This is a genomic window from Fervidicoccus fontis Kam940 (genome assembly GCF_000258425.1).
In the GTDB taxonomy this organism is placed as follows: Archaea; Thermoproteota; Thermoprotei_A; order Sulfolobales; family Fervidicoccaceae; genus Fervidicoccus; species Fervidicoccus fontis.
The window spans coordinates 1,279,865-1,297,954 of record NC_017461.1 but is presented as its reverse complement, the minus strand read 5'-3'; the positions used below and the strand labels follow the sequence as shown (position 1 = coordinate 1,297,954).

Here is an 18,090-nt window from a genome sequence, read left to right as displayed (position 1 = left end):
TTTACTCCCTCTTGAGAAGCTCTTCGACCTTAGATTCAAGAACGTACAGCGGGGCAGCGCTTATTCCGATGAGAGTGCTCTTTCCTCTGAATCCCTTCCCGCTGCTCTTCGTTTGAATGAACCCCATGCTTCTAAGCTCGAGTATGTGCGTATAAACCTGAGTGTGCCTTCTCGGCTGTAGATTGTAGGCCTCGCAGAGGACCCTATAGATTTTTTCGACATCCCCGATCCTCACAAAGCCTGAGCCCGATCCCTTCAACGCCTTTATGACTGAAAGATAGAGCACGAGCTCATGCCTGTCTAGAGCGCTCACCTGGTCCTGAAGCATAGCTAGCTCAGGCTTAACAATTACATGTGCTTTTCTTATGTCATCTAGAGTTATTGAGCTCCTCTTTTCGCTGTCTGCGCTTTCTCCCGCTCTTACCAGTATTTCCAGCGCCGTTCTGGCGCTTCCGCTCCCTCCCTTGTCGTAGCCTTCAATCATCGATATGTACTTAAGCTCATCATCGCTTATAACCCCTGGGTATAGCGCCTCATCAGCTCTTTCCTTCAAAATGTCGTAAAGCTCAGAATAAGTGTATGGAGAGAACTCAACTATGTTCTTGAGAAAGTACGTAGAAGACGATGGGTCGATATTCTCGAGTGTGCTTATGCTCCTCGAAATGAATATGAAGTGCAGCCTCTTCTTTTTGTTTACGTACTCATCATATGCCCTGACCAATACGTAGATCGAGTTCAGACCTGAGCTCATGAGCGCGAAGTAGTCAAACTCGTCCAGGGCAACTATCGCATATGTATTTCTCCTTTCGAGCTCTTCTATAAGTCCCCTCATAAGCTCCTGTGCGCTCAGCCCCCTTTGCGGCAAAGTTATTCCCAAATCCAGGGAAATGTTATAGATGATCTGAGGGAGCGTCCTGGATTTATAGCAATTCACGTGGACGTATTTGAGCCTTATTCCGTTCCTGCTCGCAAGAGAGGAGGCGGAAGCTCCAAAAAGCTTAGAAGTAACGGTTTTGCCCGTCCCAAAGCTTCCGACGAGCATAACTCTCTGCATTTCTTCGCCCGGGGATGAGAAGAAGCTCTTAAAGAGCTGCGCCAGCTGCTTAAGTTGCTTTTCTCTGTGGGGGAGGCTTGATGGAGTGTACTCCGGATATAGCTTGTGCTTCTCTTTGAAGACCGAGGGAGAGGATATCTCATCTTCTATAATTTTCTCTACCGAGGGCAATCCCGTGCACCAGGTGCAAAATAATTGTCATACAAGATCTAAAGATCACTTTCTAGTTTAAATAAGTAGTTGACCGAAAGTATTATACGCTCCCTTATTTTGAAAAGAGGCGAGAAATTTTATTAAATTACCTAATTGAAATATTTTAAAATTGTAATTTGAAAAAGGTAGATAGCTTTGAAGACGCTCGATCTTCTGCTCATTCACCCTCCAAGCTATCAATACTTCAGAGAAGAGAAAAGGGCATTCGGTCCTGTTAGCGATGTAGTCCCCTCCTCTCCGGTCTTCGACATGTATCCATATGGATTCCTCTCTATTGCGACTTACCTCATAAAAAGAGGTTACAGCGTAGGGATACACAACGCCGCTGCGCTAATGATTCTTAACGAGTCATACAGCTTTTCCGACTACATAAAGAGTTCAGACAGCCTCCTATACGGAATAGACCTGCACTGGCTAGTCCACGCCCATGGAGCAATTGAGTCGGCGAGGATTATAAAGGAGCTGAATCCCAACGCGAAAATTGTGCTCGGGGGGTTTTCCGCCACTATCTTCCACAGAGAAATAATGGAGAAATACCCATGGATCGATTACGTAATTTTAGGGGATACTTCTGAGCCGATTTTCGAGAAGCTGATACGTCATATTTCTGGAAGAGGAGAAAAGATTGAAGATATACCCAATTTAGCCTACAGGCATAACGGAACCGTGAAGGTCAATGCATTGAACCACGCATACAGCAACCTCGATGAGTTCGGAGTCGATTATGATGCTCTCTTAAATCACGTGATCTCCTCCTCAGATCCAGTCGGCTTCATCCCTTTTGCCAACTTCATTACGGATCCGATCGGGGCGGTCATATCATTTAAAGGTTGCAGGTATAGCTGTGTAACGTGCGGAGGATCTAACTACACATTTAAGAAGTACCTCGGCAGGGGCGAGCTTGGAAAAAAGAGCCTTAAGACTGTTATGAACGAAGTAGCCACGATGCAGGAATACATGAAGATACCGGTTTTCTTCATTGGCGATATGAGCTTTATGGGAATGAATTTCACTGAAAATCTCGTTAGGGAGCTCAATGATTCAAAAATCGATTCGGGGGTATTCTTCGAGTTCTTCAGGCCTCCATCTATAGAGCTCTTGAAGATTCTCGATAACTTAAAAACGGATGTCTACCTCCAAATAAGTCCTGAGACTCACAATGAGCATGTAAGAGCGAGGTTCGGAAGGCCGTACTCAAACAAGCAACTGGAAGACTTCATAAGAAGCACCGTCTCCATGCATTTTTCCAGGCTCGATCTCTACTTTATGATAGGGCTGCCAGAGCAGACATTTGAGGATTCAACAATGCTTCCTCAATACATCAGACACATCTTAAGCGATGTAGTCGGTAAGAAAAATGCTAGAAAGATAGATTACTTCGTAGCTCCTCTTGCACCATTCGTCGATCCAGGGTCGCTGGTGTTCAACTACCCTGAAAGGTTCGGATATAATCTGGAAACCAGGAGCTTTGATGGGCACTACAGCCTCATTAAGAACAATAGAGACTGGAGGTATATGCTGAATTACAGCACTAGATACATGAGCAAAGACGATATCGCTAAGTCTACTTACCAGAATGCGAAAGAAATGATAAGGCTTAAGGCGAGCTTTGGGCTTATAGGCGAAGAAGCTTCAAGGAAAATAATAGAAAGGATCGATAGCGCATACAGCGATAAATCAATTGAGCTCGACAACAAGGAGACTGTAGATATCAACGACCTCTACCCGCACACCAACCTAATAGAAGCGGTAATGGCAAGGAAAAAGGGATCGGAAATTTTGATGTCCATAATAAACAGCATTTTCAGCGCTTAAATACCGAAGGGAGGAGGGAGGATTCTGACCTTTATATTGCTCCCTTTTAAGCTTTCGTTGAAATATTCTATCGGATTGAAGCTTTTGAGGTAAGCCTTTTCAACCTCATTCTCCAGCCTCTTTAAAGCATAAACGTCATTTTCATTTATAAGAGAGCTTCTATACATGGAGAAAAAGCACCTGCTTGATAGAATGAGGAAAAGGATCCCTCCGTTCATGAAAAAACTAGATGCGCTTTGAATGTCCCTCTTCGAAGGAAGGCAGACGCCGTTTGGATGAGTGTGGAGGAAGAGGCAGGTTTTAAGCTCTGGAAGGACGACCTTCTGCCTTTCTCCCTCCAAAACGATAAGATCGCCTTCCTTCGTAAGGAATAAAGCGTGCTCGGTATCTATGCTATCAGTTCTTTTCACAACCTGTATCAATAAGTCTGCCAGTTCCCTTAAAACCATATTGAGGTATTCGGAATATGAGGATTCCAGAGGAAGTGAGCCTGAATCAGGTGGCTCACTGAGTATCTTAATATTCTCAGAGTAGTTTTGAGCTACATAATCTTCTAAATAGCTGTCCGAGGATTCAGAATATATGGTCAGTGAGGAGAAGTCCAAATGAGGCTGGACCCCCGTCTCCTCTGCAACATCCTCTGAAGCGAGGATGAGCATGCACTTCTCTGCTAGACCTTCAGTTCTGCTGTTCCTTATTACTTCTTGCCACTTCATTGCCGGTTCCCGATCTGAAGATGCTCCTGCTTCCGTATTCTGTTGCCAAGACGATCCCCTCAATCCCCTGAGGGAACTGGATCTCTCCTTCATATACATAATACTCCTTATCGAAGCTCTTTTTTGCCAATTTCCTCTTCATTTCTCCGTTTTCATTCACATAGTATCCAATCTTCAGTAACTTTGCCGGCCTGGGAAAAAGGAGCTCCTTATTTCTCTCTTCCCCTATGTATTCCCCATAGTAAAAGGAAAAGCCCTTTCCGGAGATGTCCACAGTTATGAGCCCACCGCTCAGATTCTTGAGCTCGCCGCTTAAATGCTTCTTCAAAATCTCTCTAGCTTTGCTTACTATATCTAAAACTGATGGTGCTGTGATCTCTTTAATTGCACTCTCTTTGTCATTTAAAACATACGCTTTAAGCTTTATCCCCCTGACCTCTATGCTTTCTGGGGTATATACGTTTATGTATGCTACAGCCTTTACAGGACTTTCATTCTTCTTCTCATTGTTTTTTTGAGGCAAAACTTACACCAAATTAATTATCATGCTATAAAAACGTTAATTTAGCTTTTTAGTTATATAAAAAATTAAGCGGATCCTCTCTTGTAACCGATCTTCCTTAAGAACTCTATCCTCTCCTTCTTATCCTCCTCTCCCTCAACTCCGAGTGGGGTATATCCATCAACCACTCCGAGGACGCTCCTCCCCTGATCCGTCTCTCCTATTATCACCTGAACAGGGTTGGACGTTGCAACATATATGTTTAATACCTCCTGGACGTGCTTTATCGCATTTAGAACGTTGATAGGCCAACCATTTCTTATATATATTACGAAAACGTGCCCAGCCCCTATGGATTTAGCTGCATCTACCGCCATCTGAGTGAGCTCTTCATCATTTCCATCGTATCTTATGAGCCTCTTTCCGCTTGCCTCGTTGAATGCTATTCCGAACTTTATGCACGTACTCGAAGTAGTTAGAACCTCGTAAAGATCTTCTACAGTTTTAATGAAGTGAGACTGACCGATTATGACGTTTACGTCCTCCGGCACAGGGATGTTAACATAGAATATCTTTACCTCGTTCACCAAAATCACCCTTTTTAAATATATAAAAAATTACTACATGTTAAAAAAGATTTCCAAAGTTTCCCATTTATCACTGCAATAAAGTATAAATACGTTTCCGCATTTAAAAATAATCAAGCTTATTTTGTTTTTGTGTGCTTTCCCTTAAGCGCGCGGTGACCTGTATGTCGGATGAAAATTCGGAAAATTACTTGTTATGGGCTGAAAAGTATAGGCCGAGATCTCTAGATGAGATCGTGGATCAGGAGGAGACGATAATAAGGCTTAAGAAGTTTGTAAAGGAGAAGAACGCTCCTCATATGCTGTTCGCCGGTCCTCCTGGGACAGGGAAGACCACTGCAGCTCTCGCATTTGCACACGACCTATACGGTAAGAACTACCAGCAGTTCGTTCTTGAGCTCAATGCCTCAGATGAGAGGGGGATCGACGTCATAAGGGGGAAGATAAAGGAGTTTGCAAGGACGAGCGTTGTTGGAGGGGTGCCCTTCAAGCTCATAATACTTGACGAATCTGACAACCTCACCTCTGATGCTCAGCAGGCTTTAAGGAGGATGATGGAGAACTTCACTCTCACCAGCAGATTCATATTAATTGCAAATTATCCAAGCAAAATAATCGAGCCAATTCAGTCAAGGACCGCCCTCTTCAGGTTCTCTCCGCTCAAGAAGGAGGATGTGATAAAGAGGCTGAAGTGGATACTGGAAAATGAATCTGTAAGCTACGAAGAAAGCGCGCTGGAAGCGGTGTTTGAGATCAGCGAGGGAGATATGAGAAAGGCCATCAATGTTCTCCAATCTGCTAGCGCCATAGGTAAGGTGACAGTTGATACGGTATACAAAGTAGTCGGCTTGGCACATCCAAAGGAGATAAGAGAGATGCTGAATTTAGCATTAAGCGGAGACTTCAACGGAGCAAGAGAGAGGCTGAGAAAGCTCATGATGGATTATGGACTAAGTGGAGTCGATGTTATAAAGCAGATCCACAAGGAGATCTTCAGCAATGAAATAGATTTGTCTGAGGAGATGAAGCTCATGATCGCTGATTACACAGGGGAGATACTTTTCAGGATAACTGAAGGGAGCGATGACGAGATACAGCTGAACAGCTTCCTCGCATGGCTTGTCCTGCTCAGAAAGAGGATTTGAAAGAGGAAAATTTCATGAGTGCAGAAAAAGGCCTCCCATGGATTATAAAGTACAGGCCTAAGAGTTTGAAAGAATACGTAAACCAAGAAACTGCTGTCGCGATCATAACCTCATGGATAAAGGATTGGGAGAAGAGGGCTCCCACAAAAAAGGCTGTTCTTCTCTACGGTCCTCCAGGGGTCGGAAAGACCTCTCTTATTGAAGCTTTGGCCAATGACTACGGCTACGAAATAGTTGAAACTAATGCGAGCGATTACAGGAGGAGGGACGACATATACAGAAAGGTCTACAACTCAGCGATCCAGGGAACGCTCACTGGAAGGAAGAAGCTTATACTTCTCGATGAAGTTGATGGGCTCTCCTCAACTGGAGATAAGGGAGGCATTGAGGCTATCGTGCAGCTCATTACGCAGACGAAGAATCCTATAATTCTCACAGCGAACAACGCATTTCATCCTGATTTGAAGCCCATCAGGGACCTCGCTGTGATGATAGAGCTTAAGAACTTGAATCAGAAACACGTGCTCACAGTGCTTAAAATCATATGCGAAAGAGAGGGAGTGGAGTGCGAGGATGCTGGGCTGAAGGTCATCTACGAGAAAAACAGGGGAGATCTGAGAGCCTGCATAAATGACCTTCAAAGCATAGCTGAGGTCTACGGAAAGGTGAATGAGGAGCTCGCAACAGAGCTAACATACTACAGAGATAGAGAGCTCAACCCATTTGACACCCTAAGGAATATATTCACTTCAAAATATGTATGGCAGAGCAGAAATGCAATATCGCACAGCGAGGTTGATACTGATACGCTTATTGAATGGCTCTCCGAAAACATACCCGTTCAGCTCACAGATCCCGAGGACGCTTATCTGGCCTTTCAAGCGCTTTCAAGGGCAGATGTTTACAGGGGAATTATTAAGAAGACGGGAAACTATGACTTCCTCGCATATATAACGGAGATGATCGGCCCAGCGATATCATTTTCCAGGAAAAAGACCAAGTTCAAGTGGCTAAAATACAACTACCCATCCAAGCTGAAAATGCTGTCGGAAACAAAGAGGAGCAGAGAGCTTTTAAACTCTTCCCTTCAAAAGCTTTCCAAAAGGCTCAGCCAGTCTACTTCAAAGAGCAAAAAGGATCTCCTGCCCTATTTAAGGTCCATCTACAGACTTTCACCACCCCACTTCGTCCAAATATGTAGGTCCTACGGAATAACGGTTGAAGAAGCGGCAGTCATTGTAGGAGACAAGCAGGTTGAAAAGGCATTTGCTGAAATGGCAGCGGAAAGGCAGGAGAAGAGCGCCGAAAAGGCGGAAATCAGTAGGACTCAGGCCAAGAGAGCGAAAGGAAGGACTTCAAAAAAGAGGGGAGGTCAGACTCAGTTGTTTTGAATAAAGACTTAAAGAGCTCCTCTGCAATGTTTTCTAGCGGAATAGTTCTTTTAAACTGATAGGGAATTTTCACCCTGAATAATATAAGATTCTCAGGATCAGCTTCCGACACCCTCCATAATTGTATGTTTTCCTCAAAGCTCCTGCTGCAGTCGTAGTCTCTCACGAAAGAAGCAAGCCTCCTCACAAAGTGAAAGGGGTATGTCTCCCCCCTTACGAACATCCCGGTCCATTCTCCTTCTTTTTCTAGTTCGAACTTCAAGATCCTCCTCCTCATGTACCTTTTATTTTCTGCTATCTTCGATCCCTTATACAAAAAGGAAAAATCTAGCCTTGAATGCAGCTCTTTTTTAATAGATTCGCTGCACTTATGGTCAATGCTTATATCCTCTTCTCGGAATATGTAAACGTAGTCCCTCCACAACGCCCAGTGCCTCGCATGAAATTGAGGTGGCATGCCCTCCCTTATCCCCCAAATCCTTACGGACCTTTTTTCCAGCTCTCTTATGAAGTCCTGAATTTCGCAAAGAGGAGATGGAGAGATGGTAAAAATCTGCCCTAATGCGCTAACCCCCCTATCGGTCCTCCCTCCATAGCTATAAAAGTTCAGAGATTCCCCATCCATGCATCCACTCTTTTCAAAAGAGGAGAAAATTGCAGATTCGACAGTCGGCTTATCTGGCTGCCTCTGGTATCCGTAAAAGAGGAGCCCGTTATAAGAAACTAAGAACCCCAATACCCTCCTCATAGCTTTGCTCCTGAAAGTTTAAAAATTAGAAGTAATGAATGCCCATATAGCTGAACATCGCCTGTATTAATCCAAGTCCGAGCACTATAAGCAAAATTGCCAGTACGATTACATATGTCCTCATAGCCTTCAGCTTCATATCTTCTCCCTGCTGCTCGCTTGAGCTGAATATCTCGGCTATTATTCTTCCGTAGTAAAAGCTTGATATTCCGCTGTTAATTATGGCAATTACTACAAGCCATATGCTATAGGTTAGTCCTGCCTGAAATAGATAAACCTTTCCCCAAAATCCCAAGAGAGGCGGGAGGCCTAATAGGTTGAGCATTGCAACTATAATTGAGAACGCGACAACAGGGTCTCTTCTGTACAAACCCTTAAGCTGTGAAAGCTCCACCATAGAACCGTATCTGCCGGAAACTAAAAAGCTTAAAGACTTTGAAAGTGCGTAGCTCAAACCCTGAACAGCTATAGCTGCAGAAGAGAAGAGCACTAAAGTTTGGTTGCCGGTAATTGCACCGTTTAGAAGTCCGACCATTCCTACCATTATGTATCCTATTTGCGCTATGCTACTGTATGCAAGTATCCTCGGAAATACTTTCGAAGTAAATGCTGCAAAGTTCCCAAAAGTCATTGTAAGTATGCTTAAGATCGAAATCATGAGAAGAGCAACGCTTGATGGGGAAAGGTAGAAAGTGTAGTAGAGCATCCTGGTAAACGCAAAAATTACTCCTACTTTTATCACTCCAGTTATGAGGGAAACTGACTTCCCATCGGCAAATGAATATACATCAACCATCCACCACTGGAATGGAAATATCCCCAGCTTAAACCCTATCCCTGCAGTCAGCATAACTATTGCGATCATCGCGAGCTTGCTCGTTAGGGGGTACACTCCTCCATATATTTCATCTCCTCCGAAGTAAATCCCGCTGCCCAGCCATAAAACTATAAATGCGGTGGAGACTACACCCATGAGAGAGTACTTGAGAGCAGCATCAGAGCTCAGCTTGCTTTTTTCGCTCGCTATAGCAATGTATGATGATATGACGATGAGTATCCATGAGGAAAGGAACATGCTTATGCTCGATGATTCTGATATGAGAATTGATCCCAGTTCGCCGAGGAAGAGCACAGATGTGAATATAGAATACCTTTCCAAGTCATCTGCCATTGAAGCGTACGCGAGGAGCACAACCAGGGCAATAAACGCTATAAATACCGAAGGTATGGCTGCAAATCCGTCAAGCAAAATCTTTCCTCCAAGAATCAGGGAATAGCCGACATTTATTACTTTGAATACAAGCATGGAGAGCAGAATTATTTGAACGAACAAATATGCGGACGAAAGAGCGGTTAAAACACCGAAATAGCTTTTTTCCTTATAGGAGTAGCTCAAAATTAATGGAGATAAAGCTCCTATAAAGCCTATAGCAATTGTTATTAAAAATAAACTTTCACTGGACAGCATTTCATATCACCACAGTATGCTTATTAATAATAATATTAAAGCTCCTAATATGAAATAAAAAATATAGAGATACAGCCCTCCCGTATGGAGCTTCCTGAAGGCAACGCTTATTTTTCCGCCTGCTGCAGGTACTAGAACGTCCATCAGCTTGTCGTATGGCTTCTCAAAGAATCTGTATATAGCCTTTCCGATAATAGCGACAAGAAGACCGAAATTGTGGTAAATTACATTAATATACCACCTGTCGCTGAGGAAGCCTTCTATTGGGCCTATTTTCTCAACAACCTTCTTCGAATTTATGGCATTGAATAAATATGCGGAGAGCGACAGCAGAAGAGCAATAACTACTATCGTCAGCGATACATACATTGGAAGCCCAATCTCAATAGAATAAGAGGAGCTTATCGCTGAAAATGAAGCTGTAACAAAGGTGGAGAAGCCTCTAACGATAAATGGCCAGGCAATTCCCAGAAGTATTGACAGAAGCGCTAGTATCGAATATGTAGAGAGAACATATGCTGGCGGCTCCTCCACTTCCCTGCTTCCCTTATTAAATTTATAGTTGTATAGAAGGAACCTTGTGCTGTAGAATGCTGTAAAAAGTATTGTTGTCATGAGTAGTATAACTGGAATGTAAAGTCCCGTGGATAGATATCCCTCAACTAAAGCGTCTTTCGTCCAGAATCCCAAGAATGGGGGTATGCCCGCAAGAGAAAGCACCAATAGCCACATCATCGACATCGACCCTTTTAGCCTATATAGGTTAGGCCATTCGTCGATGAATCTGCTTCCTCCCTCATGTATAAATGTCCCAGCTCCTAAGAACAGTCCTGCCTTAAATACTGCATGCGCGATTAGGTGAGCTAGCACAAAGGTCAGAATTATTGAAGGCTCAGAGGAAAAAGCTGCTGCGCCAATTCCTGCAAACATGTATCCCAATTGGCTGGCAGTTGAGTAAGCTAGAATCAGCTTTGCTTCCCTTGCGACGAGAGCCATGCTACCTAAAGCGAAAGCCGTAACAGCACCTATTAAGAAGATTGCATAGTAAAAAGCGTGTACTGCAGAGAGGACTCCCGCTGAATTGGGGGCACCGAGCGAGATGAGCTCTGAAGAACCATAGATGAAGAGTGGTGATATCCTCAGCATAAAGTAGACTCCCGCCTTGACCATTGTAGCTGCGTGTATTAGAGCGCTCACTGGCGTGGGGCCTGTCATTGCTGTTACGAGCCACTCGTGAAGCGGGAATTGGGCGCTCTTAGCTAATGACCCCATGCTGAGCATGAACATAGTAAGACCGAGGATCCCGCTTGTGTAGAGAGATGATAATATGTGTGGTGCCTTGTTCATGAGGACGTTGATTTCAAAGCTACCTCCATACAAATACAAAATGAATATGGCAATAAGCATCAGAATGTCGGGAACTCTTGTAAAGAGTATAGCCCTCAGTGCGCTCATGCTCGGATAAGAGAACATGGGGGTGTTTTTAACATATCTGTTTGGCTCCCCCACCATTCTCTCTTCTTCATCGTTCCTCCAATGACCGATCAAAGCGTAGCTTGCCAGCCCCGTGCCTTCCCATCCGAAGAATAGAAGGATGAGGTTATTCGCAGATACCACCGTCATCATGCTCCCAACAAAGAAGGTAAAGTACACGAAGTACCTGTTGTAGCCCTCATCCCCCTTCATGTAATTTGTGCTGTATATAGCTATGAGCAGAGAGAGGAATGATACTAGAGCCATCATTATTACTGAAAGCGGATCATATATGAATGAAAGCGAAAAACCAATGAATGGATAGCTGGCCAAAGAAACCACTTTGCTTTCCCTATTCGCCAATATATCAACAAGCAATGCAAGAGATGCTAAAAATGATATAGTTAGTGAAATAATGCTGAGAGATGAATTTACCTTTTCAAATCTTTTACTATATGAAAGCATAGCTATTACTGATGCAAAAATGAAGATTTGAAGAACCGCGAGGAAGTACAACTGGCTCAGAATCATTGTGCGCTCACCCCTCCTATGAAAGTTATTAATGCATTGGAATATGCCGGAGCAATTATGAACATGAGAATTGCTAGCAATGACACAATTATTAGAGAAAGAACTATGGTCATGTTCTCTCTTACATCCCTCTTTTCATTCAAATATGGACCGTGGAAGACCCTTTTGTAATTGTAGAAAGAATAAGCTATTGTGAGGGAAAAGCCTATGAATATCAATGCGAGTACTGTTGCGCCAAATTCTCCCATCTCCCAAAATGCGTCGACAGCGCCCCTCAGTATAAAGAGCTCGCTCCAAAATCCAATAGTAGGGGGCATTCCGCTTATGCTGAAAAAGCCTATAAGCGCCATATTTGCAGTAATCGGCATCACCTTCGAAAATCCTCCCATCTTCCTCATATCTCTTGCACCATCGAGGCTCAGCATCATGGAACCAGAGCTTCCGAACAAGAGCTCCTTTCCAAACGCGTGAGATATGTAGTGAAGCAGCAGTCCCACGTAGCCATATATGCTATTTGTCGAAACTGCCAAAAGGAGGTATCCCATCTGCGATATGCTGCTGTATGAGAGAAATCTCCTAAAATCGCTCTCGTAAAGAGCATTCAGACCTCCGTAAATCATGGATACAGCAGCCCATAACGCGAGATACTTGCTGAAGCTAGCAAACATGCTTGGGAACACAGGAATGACGAACCTGAATATCGCATAAGGCGCGATGCCTGTAAATAAAGCAGACATCGCCATGCTTACTGGAGTAGGTGCCTCTGCATATGCATACGGAAGCCAAAGGTGGAAGCCGAAGGAAGCAGACTTAACCAAAAGACCTATCATTATTAAGTAGAAGGACCATGCCAGTACAGATGATGGAATATATTGTGCAATATTTTTGAGGCTTGCATATCCCGAATATACATCAAACGTCGCCGCATAAATCCCCAAAATTAACGAGCCAACTAGGAAGAGAACTGCCCCAACGTGAGTCCACACGAGGTAAATTAGTGAGACCTTTCTTTTGTCGTTATATCCGTAATTGTTAACGAGTATAAAGCTTGTGATCAAGGAGATCTCTAAAAATAGGTAAAATTCCAAGAGGTTTGTTGAGAGTATAGATGCATATATTGACAAAGTGAACATGAAGAGTAGGAAGTAGAATATAGACAGCTCTGTCTTCGTCTCTCTCCCTTCAGCTCTGAGCCTGCCTGTCATGTATGGGTAGGAATAATAGGCAGTTAACATCGAAAGCACAAGAACGGTAATTGCAATCGGATAAGTGATAATATTTACCTGAAAGTCAAATACCCCAATATAGTTAGCGCTCAGAAATGAGCCATCATAATAAGTGCTCGTGAACCCATTTAAAGCTACAGGTACGAGTGAGAGAATTGTCGCTAGCACGTACATTGAAATAGTGCTAGAGTAGACTCCTTTTTCGCTCTTTGTGAGCTTTACCATTAATGCGAGCAAAACTATAGGCAAGACTACAGATAAAAGAATCAAATGCAAGTTCTGAATCATTTCTTCTACCTCCCCTCCTCCTCGCTCTGCTCAACATTTATTTCTAAAGTTTTGTGGGTTCTGTAGTATAGAATGACGATCGATACAGCGATTAAAAGCTCGCTTGATGCTATAATGATCGCGAAGAACGAATACACCGCGCCCTGAACGGGGACGAGCGAAGCAATGTAGGTTAAATAAAGTAGGGCGCCGTTAAACATGACCTCCGCTCCGATGAGCATCCTCACTAGGGATTTAGAAGAGAGAATGACTGTGAGCCCTGTCGCCAGTAGGGCGGCAATCACCAACTTATATACATCCATAATTATATCGATCATTGTTTCCTTCCACCTCTCTTGATACTTTTTGATAAATAAATTGAGAATGCTGAAGCGATGATTATTCCGCATGAAGCGATTATGAGCGGAAACGCAAATTCGTTAAGAAGATATGAAGATAAATCGCTTCCATTTAATATTGTCGGCGAAGGCTGAGCCGGCATAGAGCTTGAAACAGTATATATTACAAGGTAAAAGACGACGAATGAAACAATGCCGATGACTGCTGGAATGGCTGGATCTACGCTCTCTGCTTTGCTTTCTCCAATCATGGAAAGAGAAATGATGAAGAAGAGAACTGCCGCTCCCACGTAAACAATTATCTGAATTGCTGCGATGACCTGAAATCCGAGCATAGCAATAAGAGCTGAAACGGAGAGCGCTATTCCCGCCAATATGAAGGCATTGTAGACTAAAGTCTTAGTCTTGATAATGAGCAGCGAAAGGACTATTGAAATTAAGCCAAGTGAGATGAATGAAACCAAATATGCAATAGTAGGAAGTTCATTCAACACGCTCATATACGATTCCCCTCTTCGGATCTAGTCTAGCTCTATATATGTTTGCTTTCATTAAGTTCGCATCCGGATCGTATTGGAACTTCTCCAGCATGTAAAGCATTTCCTCCCCCTTTTCAAACACAATATCATGAGTTTTAGCGTGCCTCAGCGCTTCTGCAGGGCATATGTCAACGCAGTACCCGCAGAAGACGCACCTCTCATAATTAATAGCTGGCCTAAGCTTCTTGTCGGTGTCTTGAAACATCTTCATAGCGTTTGCAGGGCAAACTCTTGCGCACATTGAGCAGCTTATGCACTTTTCCTTATTGTAAATAATGAACCCCCTGTACTTTTCGCTGGGAACCTGCTTTACTATAGGATATCTGAAGGTCAGCCTGTTTGGCTTGAAGAGGAGCTTAGCTCCCAGGAAGAGAGCTCTTGTATGATTTACCGCCTTTCTTCCGATGCTGAACCTCCTGTTTTTGGCGCTTTTGTCAACATATTTTCCTGGCATCAGAGAGCACCTCCTGAAATCCATACCAACGCTATAGACCAGGCTATTCCTACCATGGTCACCACGAACCAGAACTTCCAAGCCCCTCCTAATGCTTGGTCTATCCTCAGCCTTCCGTATATTGCCCTTGTAAAGACCATTGTTAACGAAACAATCAGTGCCTTAACTACAACTATAATTGCCGGTATAAGCACAAAGCTTATGAACGCATGACCCGGGATCACGATTAAGGGGCTCCATCCTCCCAAGAAAAGAAGAGTGAAGATGAGGTTGTAGACGAACATTCTCGTATATGGGATCCCCATGCTCAGCCCATACATGAGACCGCTATATTCTGTATACGCTCCCATGACTATTTCTGAATCTGCCTCAGCTATTTCAAACGGGAATCTACCTGTAGCCATGAGGACGGAAACGTAGAAGGTAATTGCAGATATCGGGTTTAGAACTATCCCCCATATATGCTGCTCCTGAACAGCAACGGTAAAGTCTGGCGTCGAGTATATTATTACTGCGCTTACCGCAGAGAGAATTATCAGGAGCTCATATGCGGAGATGAGAAATGCCTCTCTTGTGCTTCCTAATAAGGAGAACTTGTTGTTGCTTGACCATCCTGCTAGTATCGTAAGCAGGGGAGGTAGAGTTGTAAGGCCTACAGCCACAAGTATAGAGTTTGAGGTTGGAGAAGGGTAGTAATATGGGGAAATCGGAATAGATGCGATTGGAAGGAGTGCAACCACGAAGCCCAAAATTGGGGCTATAAAATATGGAAGGAGATCTACGTTCCTAGGTATGATTATCTCCTGAAACATATACCTCATTAAATCAGCTAATAGCTGAATAGCTCCTCCTATCTTTGGGGAGATCTCCAGCGGTCCATACCTCATCTGAATCCTTCCGGCGATCTTTCTCTCAGCCCAGATCAAAAAAATAAGGGCGCCCATGACAGTTATGAGACCTGGAACAATTACCAGGTAAAATATTGGAGGGTAGAGTATTATGTTGAGTATTGCCTCTATGATCCCCATTATCTATCAGCCTCCGGAGGGAAGTAATCTATGCTTCCGTATATAGCTACAAGATCTGCAAGCCTGTATCCTACTGGTAGGTACTTCAAAATTATGGAGTTTCTGAAAGAAGGGGTGACAACCCTTACTCTATAGGGCTTAAGATCTCCAGAACTTTCTATATAGTAGAAAAGCTCTCCTCTAGAAGCTTCAATTCTTGAATATGCGGTGCCTTTCTGCGGCTTAAGGTTCAAGAATGAAGCTGGTAACTTCACCCTCTTTTCCGCATCATATATATCTTTCATTATCTTTGTGAACTGTTTCATATATTTCTCATTGAATATGGGTCCATCGGGTATCTTCTTTGAAAGCTGCCTTAGCATAGAAATGCTCTGCCTGATTTCATCTACTCTCTGCATAACTCTAGCTAGACAATCTCCCTCTTTATATATGGGGACCTCAAAGTCTATTTCCGTATATGCATTGTACGGCTCCTCCACCCTCACATCATAGGACACTCCGCTTGCTCTTAGGTTTGGACCAACTACTCCAAGGCTGACTGCCATTTCCTTAGACATAACACCCACGTTCTCCAGCCTGCTCCTTATGACCGGGTTGTTAACAAACATGATTTCATATTCTTTCAGTCTTCTTTCTATGTATGATATACCTCTTTCAAGTTCATCGAAAAAGTCCTTCGGAACATCTCTTCTCACTCCTCCAGGAATGTGGTAGGAGTGCGTGAGTCTTGCACCGCTCATCCTTTCTGCAAGCTCGATTGGAACCTCTCTATCTCCGAAAAACCACATATATCCTGTTGAGCTACCTAACATGATCGCCAGAATTCCCATTCCATAAAGGTGGCTGGCAATTCTGTTTATCTCAGATAGAATCGTTCTCAAATATAGAGCCCTAGGAGGAACATCTATTCCTAAGAGCTTTTCTAGAGCTAAAACATATCCTAACGAAATATTCCCCGCATCTAGAATCGCAAGCCTTTCAAATAATACGGTGTCTTTCACCCACTCTTTAGTTTCGCTGAGCTTTTCCATAGTTCTGTGGACATACCCTATATCAGGGTCTACTTCAGTCACTATATCTCCATCAACCTTGACAATGAACCTCATGTGTCCGCTACTTGGGTGCTGCGGTCCAATGAACAATACCATTGTATTATCGTCTATTTTCCTCGTGGAAATGAACTGATTTTGTATGTTTTCAATTTGCAATTCAAGCACCTCTCATTTCTTCAACATTATATCCTCAACTATAACTTTGAAGTCCTTCCTCAGAGGATATTTAAATCTGAATTCCTCAGGATCGAGTAGGAGGTACTTAAGGTCGCTGTGCCCCTCGAAGAATATCCCGAACATTTCATGTGCCTCTCTCTCCTGAAACTCTGCAGATCTCCAGACCTTAGTTAGGCTGTTAACTCTTGGACTGCTCCTGTCGAGCTTCGTTCTTATTTCAAGGATCTTAGGAGATATATCTTTACGAGTATAGCTTGAGACGTGCACAACAAGTTCAATTTCGTTCCTCTCGGGGTAGTCGACTGCGGATATAGATATTACGTGATCGTACCCTGATTTATAAAGCTCTTCCGCTTTTTTCAAGAGCTCCTCTTTTGAGACATAAATTGCGCTCTGACTCGCGCTCAATTTTCCTCGCCACCTATTCAGTTACTTTTTTCGAAGCGATCCTAAGCTCCCTTATCCTTCTCTGCATTGTCAATATTGCATTTTCAACTGCCTCAGGCCTTGGAGGACATCCAGGAATGTAAACTTCCACTGGAAGGAAGTCTCTAGGCTTCACCACATTGTAGCTGTTATAAAAAATCCCGCCATCGATTGCACAAGCACCCATAGCTATTACATACTTAGGAGAGGGCATCTGATCGTAAACGACTTTAAGCGCCTTTGCCATTTTCTTGCTGATAGTACCTTCTATAATAATCGTGTTTGTATCTCTTACATGCGTAAATGGAAGGCTCCCGTACCTCTCGCTGTCAAATCTGGGATCGTAAGTTGCAGCGAACTCGCAACCGCAGCAAGAGGTTGTAAAGTGTACAGGCCAAAGGCTGTAGGAGTTTGCCCAGTCGATCATTCCTGAAAAGGGCTTCAGAATTCTCTTAACAAGTTTAATTGTAAAGCGCATTATCTTATTAGATATGCTATTAGCAATTTCGATTGCAATTTCCATTATTCCTCATCCCATACCCAATTTTCGACTTTTTCTGCCTCCTTTATGCCGTAGAGGAGGATTGGCACAGAAACAAGGACTATTGATAAGAAAAATTCAGCAAGTTTATTTATATAAGCACCGCTGGAAAGAGAAAGAAGAAGAAACGTTACAACTACAGACTCAAAGCTAGCAAACAGGATAAAGAATCCCAAATATTGAAACCCTACTCTTACCCTCGCCTTATATTTCGGCGGATTCCCTGCCTCATACCGCTCGTCTTTCAGTCCAGTTATGGTTTTTTCTTCCTTTCTGAGGACGAAGTATAGAAGAGAGATGACCGCTAAAAGGAAGAATAACAATAAAGCAGGAACAACTCCATATGAAAATATTGCGGTAATTGTCACCTGATAAACA

General features: G+C 43.4%; 19 protein-coding genes. 3 read left to right on the top strand and 16 right to left on the bottom strand.

What is annotated here, in order from left to right; all coding sequences use genetic code 11:
- Window position 1: 1 nt before the first annotated feature.
- Window positions 2-1,225: an ORC1-type DNA replication protein gene (locus FFONT_RS06810; protein WP_014558502.1), complete on the bottom strand. Its 1,224-nt coding sequence runs from the start codon at window positions 1,223-1,225 to the stop codon at window positions 2-4.
- Window positions 1,226-1,402: 177 nt separating this feature from the next.
- Between FFONT_RS06810 and FFONT_RS06805 the strand changes: the two genes are divergently transcribed.
- Window positions 1,403-3,082 (top strand): TIGR04190 family B12-binding domain/radical SAM domain protein, encoded by a 1,680-nt coding sequence (locus FFONT_RS06805; RefSeq protein ID WP_014558501.1) that lies wholly within the window; start codon window positions 1,403-1,405, stop codon window positions 3,080-3,082.
- On the opposite strand, the gene FFONT_RS06800 is transcribed toward FFONT_RS06805, so the two are convergent.
- From FFONT_RS06800 to FFONT_RS06790, 3 genes are all read right to left on the bottom strand, one after another.
- Window positions 3,079-3,798 carry an MPN domain-containing protein gene (locus tag FFONT_RS06800; protein WP_014558500.1) on the bottom strand — a complete coding sequence of 240 codons (720 nt, stop codon included), beginning with the start codon at window positions 3,796-3,798 and terminating at the stop codon, window positions 3,079-3,081. The genes FFONT_RS06805 and FFONT_RS06800 overlap by 4 nt on opposite strands.
- Window positions 3,761-4,321: a hypothetical protein gene (locus FFONT_RS06795; protein WP_014558499.1), complete on the bottom strand. Its 561-nt coding sequence runs from the start codon at window positions 4,319-4,321 to the stop codon at window positions 3,761-3,763. Before FFONT_RS06795 ends, FFONT_RS06800 begins: the two co-directional genes overlap by 38 nt.
- Before the next feature lie 65 nt (window positions 4,322-4,386).
- A complete protein-coding gene (locus tag FFONT_RS06790; protein ID WP_244403676.1) occupies window positions 4,387-4,887 on the bottom strand; it encodes an adenosine-specific kinase in 501 nt (166 codons plus the stop codon).
- A gap of 164 nt (window positions 4,888-5,051) precedes the next feature.
- On the opposite strand from FFONT_RS06790, the gene FFONT_RS06785 reads away from it, so the two are divergent.
- A complete protein-coding gene (locus FFONT_RS06785) occupies window positions 5,052-6,032 on the top strand; it encodes a replication factor C small subunit (protein ID WP_014558497.1) in 981 nt (326 codons plus the stop codon).
- 14 nt (window positions 6,033-6,046) lie between these two features.
- A complete protein-coding gene (locus FFONT_RS06780; protein WP_014558496.1) occupies window positions 6,047-7,423 on the top strand; it encodes a replication factor C large subunit in 1,377 nt (458 codons plus the stop codon).
- Here FFONT_RS06780 and FFONT_RS06775 read toward each other — a convergent pair.
- From FFONT_RS06775 to ndhC, 12 genes are read right to left on the bottom strand one after another with little or no spacing between them, the layout of a single operon-like run.
- A complete protein-coding gene (locus FFONT_RS06775) occupies window positions 7,350-8,171 on the bottom strand; it encodes a pseudouridine synthase family protein (protein ID WP_148683788.1) in 822 nt (273 codons plus the stop codon). The genes FFONT_RS06780 and FFONT_RS06775 overlap by 74 nt on opposite strands.
- 25 nt (window positions 8,172-8,196) lie before the next feature.
- Window positions 8,197-9,639 (bottom strand): NADH-quinone oxidoreductase subunit N, encoded by a 1,443-nt coding sequence (locus FFONT_RS06770; RefSeq protein ID WP_014558495.1) that lies wholly within the window; start codon window positions 9,637-9,639, stop codon window positions 8,197-8,199.
- A gap of 6 nt (window positions 9,640-9,645) precedes the next feature.
- Window positions 9,646-11,643 carry an NADH-quinone oxidoreductase subunit 5 family protein gene (locus FFONT_RS06765; protein WP_014558494.1) on the bottom strand — a complete coding sequence of 666 codons (1,998 nt, stop codon included), beginning with the start codon at window positions 11,641-11,643 and terminating at the stop codon, window positions 9,646-9,648.
- On the bottom strand, window positions 11,640-13,157 hold the full coding sequence (locus FFONT_RS06760) for a complex I subunit 5 family protein (protein WP_014558493.1): 1,518 nt from the start codon (window positions 13,155-13,157) through the stop codon (window positions 11,640-11,642). Before FFONT_RS06760 ends, FFONT_RS06765 begins: the two co-directional genes overlap by 4 nt.
- Window positions 13,158-13,162: 5 nt before the next feature.
- A complete protein-coding gene (locus FFONT_RS06755; RefSeq protein WP_158308342.1) occupies window positions 13,163-13,474 on the bottom strand; it encodes an NADH-quinone oxidoreductase subunit NuoK in 312 nt (103 codons plus the stop codon).
- Window positions 13,471-13,995 carry an NADH-quinone oxidoreductase subunit J family protein gene (locus tag FFONT_RS06750; RefSeq protein ID WP_014558491.1) on the bottom strand — a complete coding sequence of 175 codons (525 nt, stop codon included), beginning with the start codon at window positions 13,993-13,995 and terminating at the stop codon, window positions 13,471-13,473. Before FFONT_RS06750 ends, FFONT_RS06755 begins: the two co-directional genes overlap by 4 nt.
- Complete coding sequence (locus FFONT_RS06745) at window positions 13,979-14,488, bottom strand: NADH-quinone oxidoreductase subunit I (protein WP_014558490.1); 510 nt, start codon at window positions 14,486-14,488, stop codon at window positions 13,979-13,981. Before FFONT_RS06745 ends, FFONT_RS06750 begins: the two co-directional genes overlap by 17 nt.
- Window positions 14,488-15,516, bottom strand: coding sequence for an NADH-quinone oxidoreductase subunit NuoH (gene nuoH, locus FFONT_RS06740; RefSeq protein ID WP_014558489.1), 1,029 nt, complete (start codon window positions 15,514-15,516; stop codon window positions 14,488-14,490). Before nuoH ends, FFONT_RS06745 begins: the two co-directional genes overlap by 1 nt.
- On the bottom strand, window positions 15,516-16,733 hold the full coding sequence (locus tag FFONT_RS06735; protein WP_014558488.1) for an NADH-quinone oxidoreductase subunit D: 1,218 nt from the start codon (window positions 16,731-16,733) through the stop codon (window positions 15,516-15,518). The genes nuoH and FFONT_RS06735 overlap by 1 nt, the downstream gene beginning before the upstream one ends.
- A 3-nt stretch (window positions 16,734-16,736) precedes the next feature.
- Window positions 16,737-17,153, bottom strand: a complete 417-nt coding sequence (locus FFONT_RS06730; protein WP_014558487.1) for an NADH-quinone oxidoreductase subunit C — start codon at window positions 17,151-17,153, stop codon at window positions 16,737-16,739.
- Window positions 17,154-17,166: 13 nt separating this feature from the next.
- Window positions 17,167-17,694, bottom strand: a complete 528-nt coding sequence (locus tag FFONT_RS06725; protein ID WP_014558486.1) for an NADH-quinone oxidoreductase subunit B — start codon at window positions 17,692-17,694, stop codon at window positions 17,167-17,169.
- Window positions 17,694-18,080 (bottom strand): NADH-quinone oxidoreductase subunit A, encoded by a 387-nt coding sequence (gene ndhC, locus FFONT_RS06720; protein ID WP_014558485.1) that lies wholly within the window; start codon window positions 18,078-18,080, stop codon window positions 17,694-17,696. The genes FFONT_RS06725 and ndhC overlap by 1 nt, the downstream gene beginning before the upstream one ends.
- Between the last annotated feature and the right edge of the window lie 10 nt (window positions 18,081-18,090).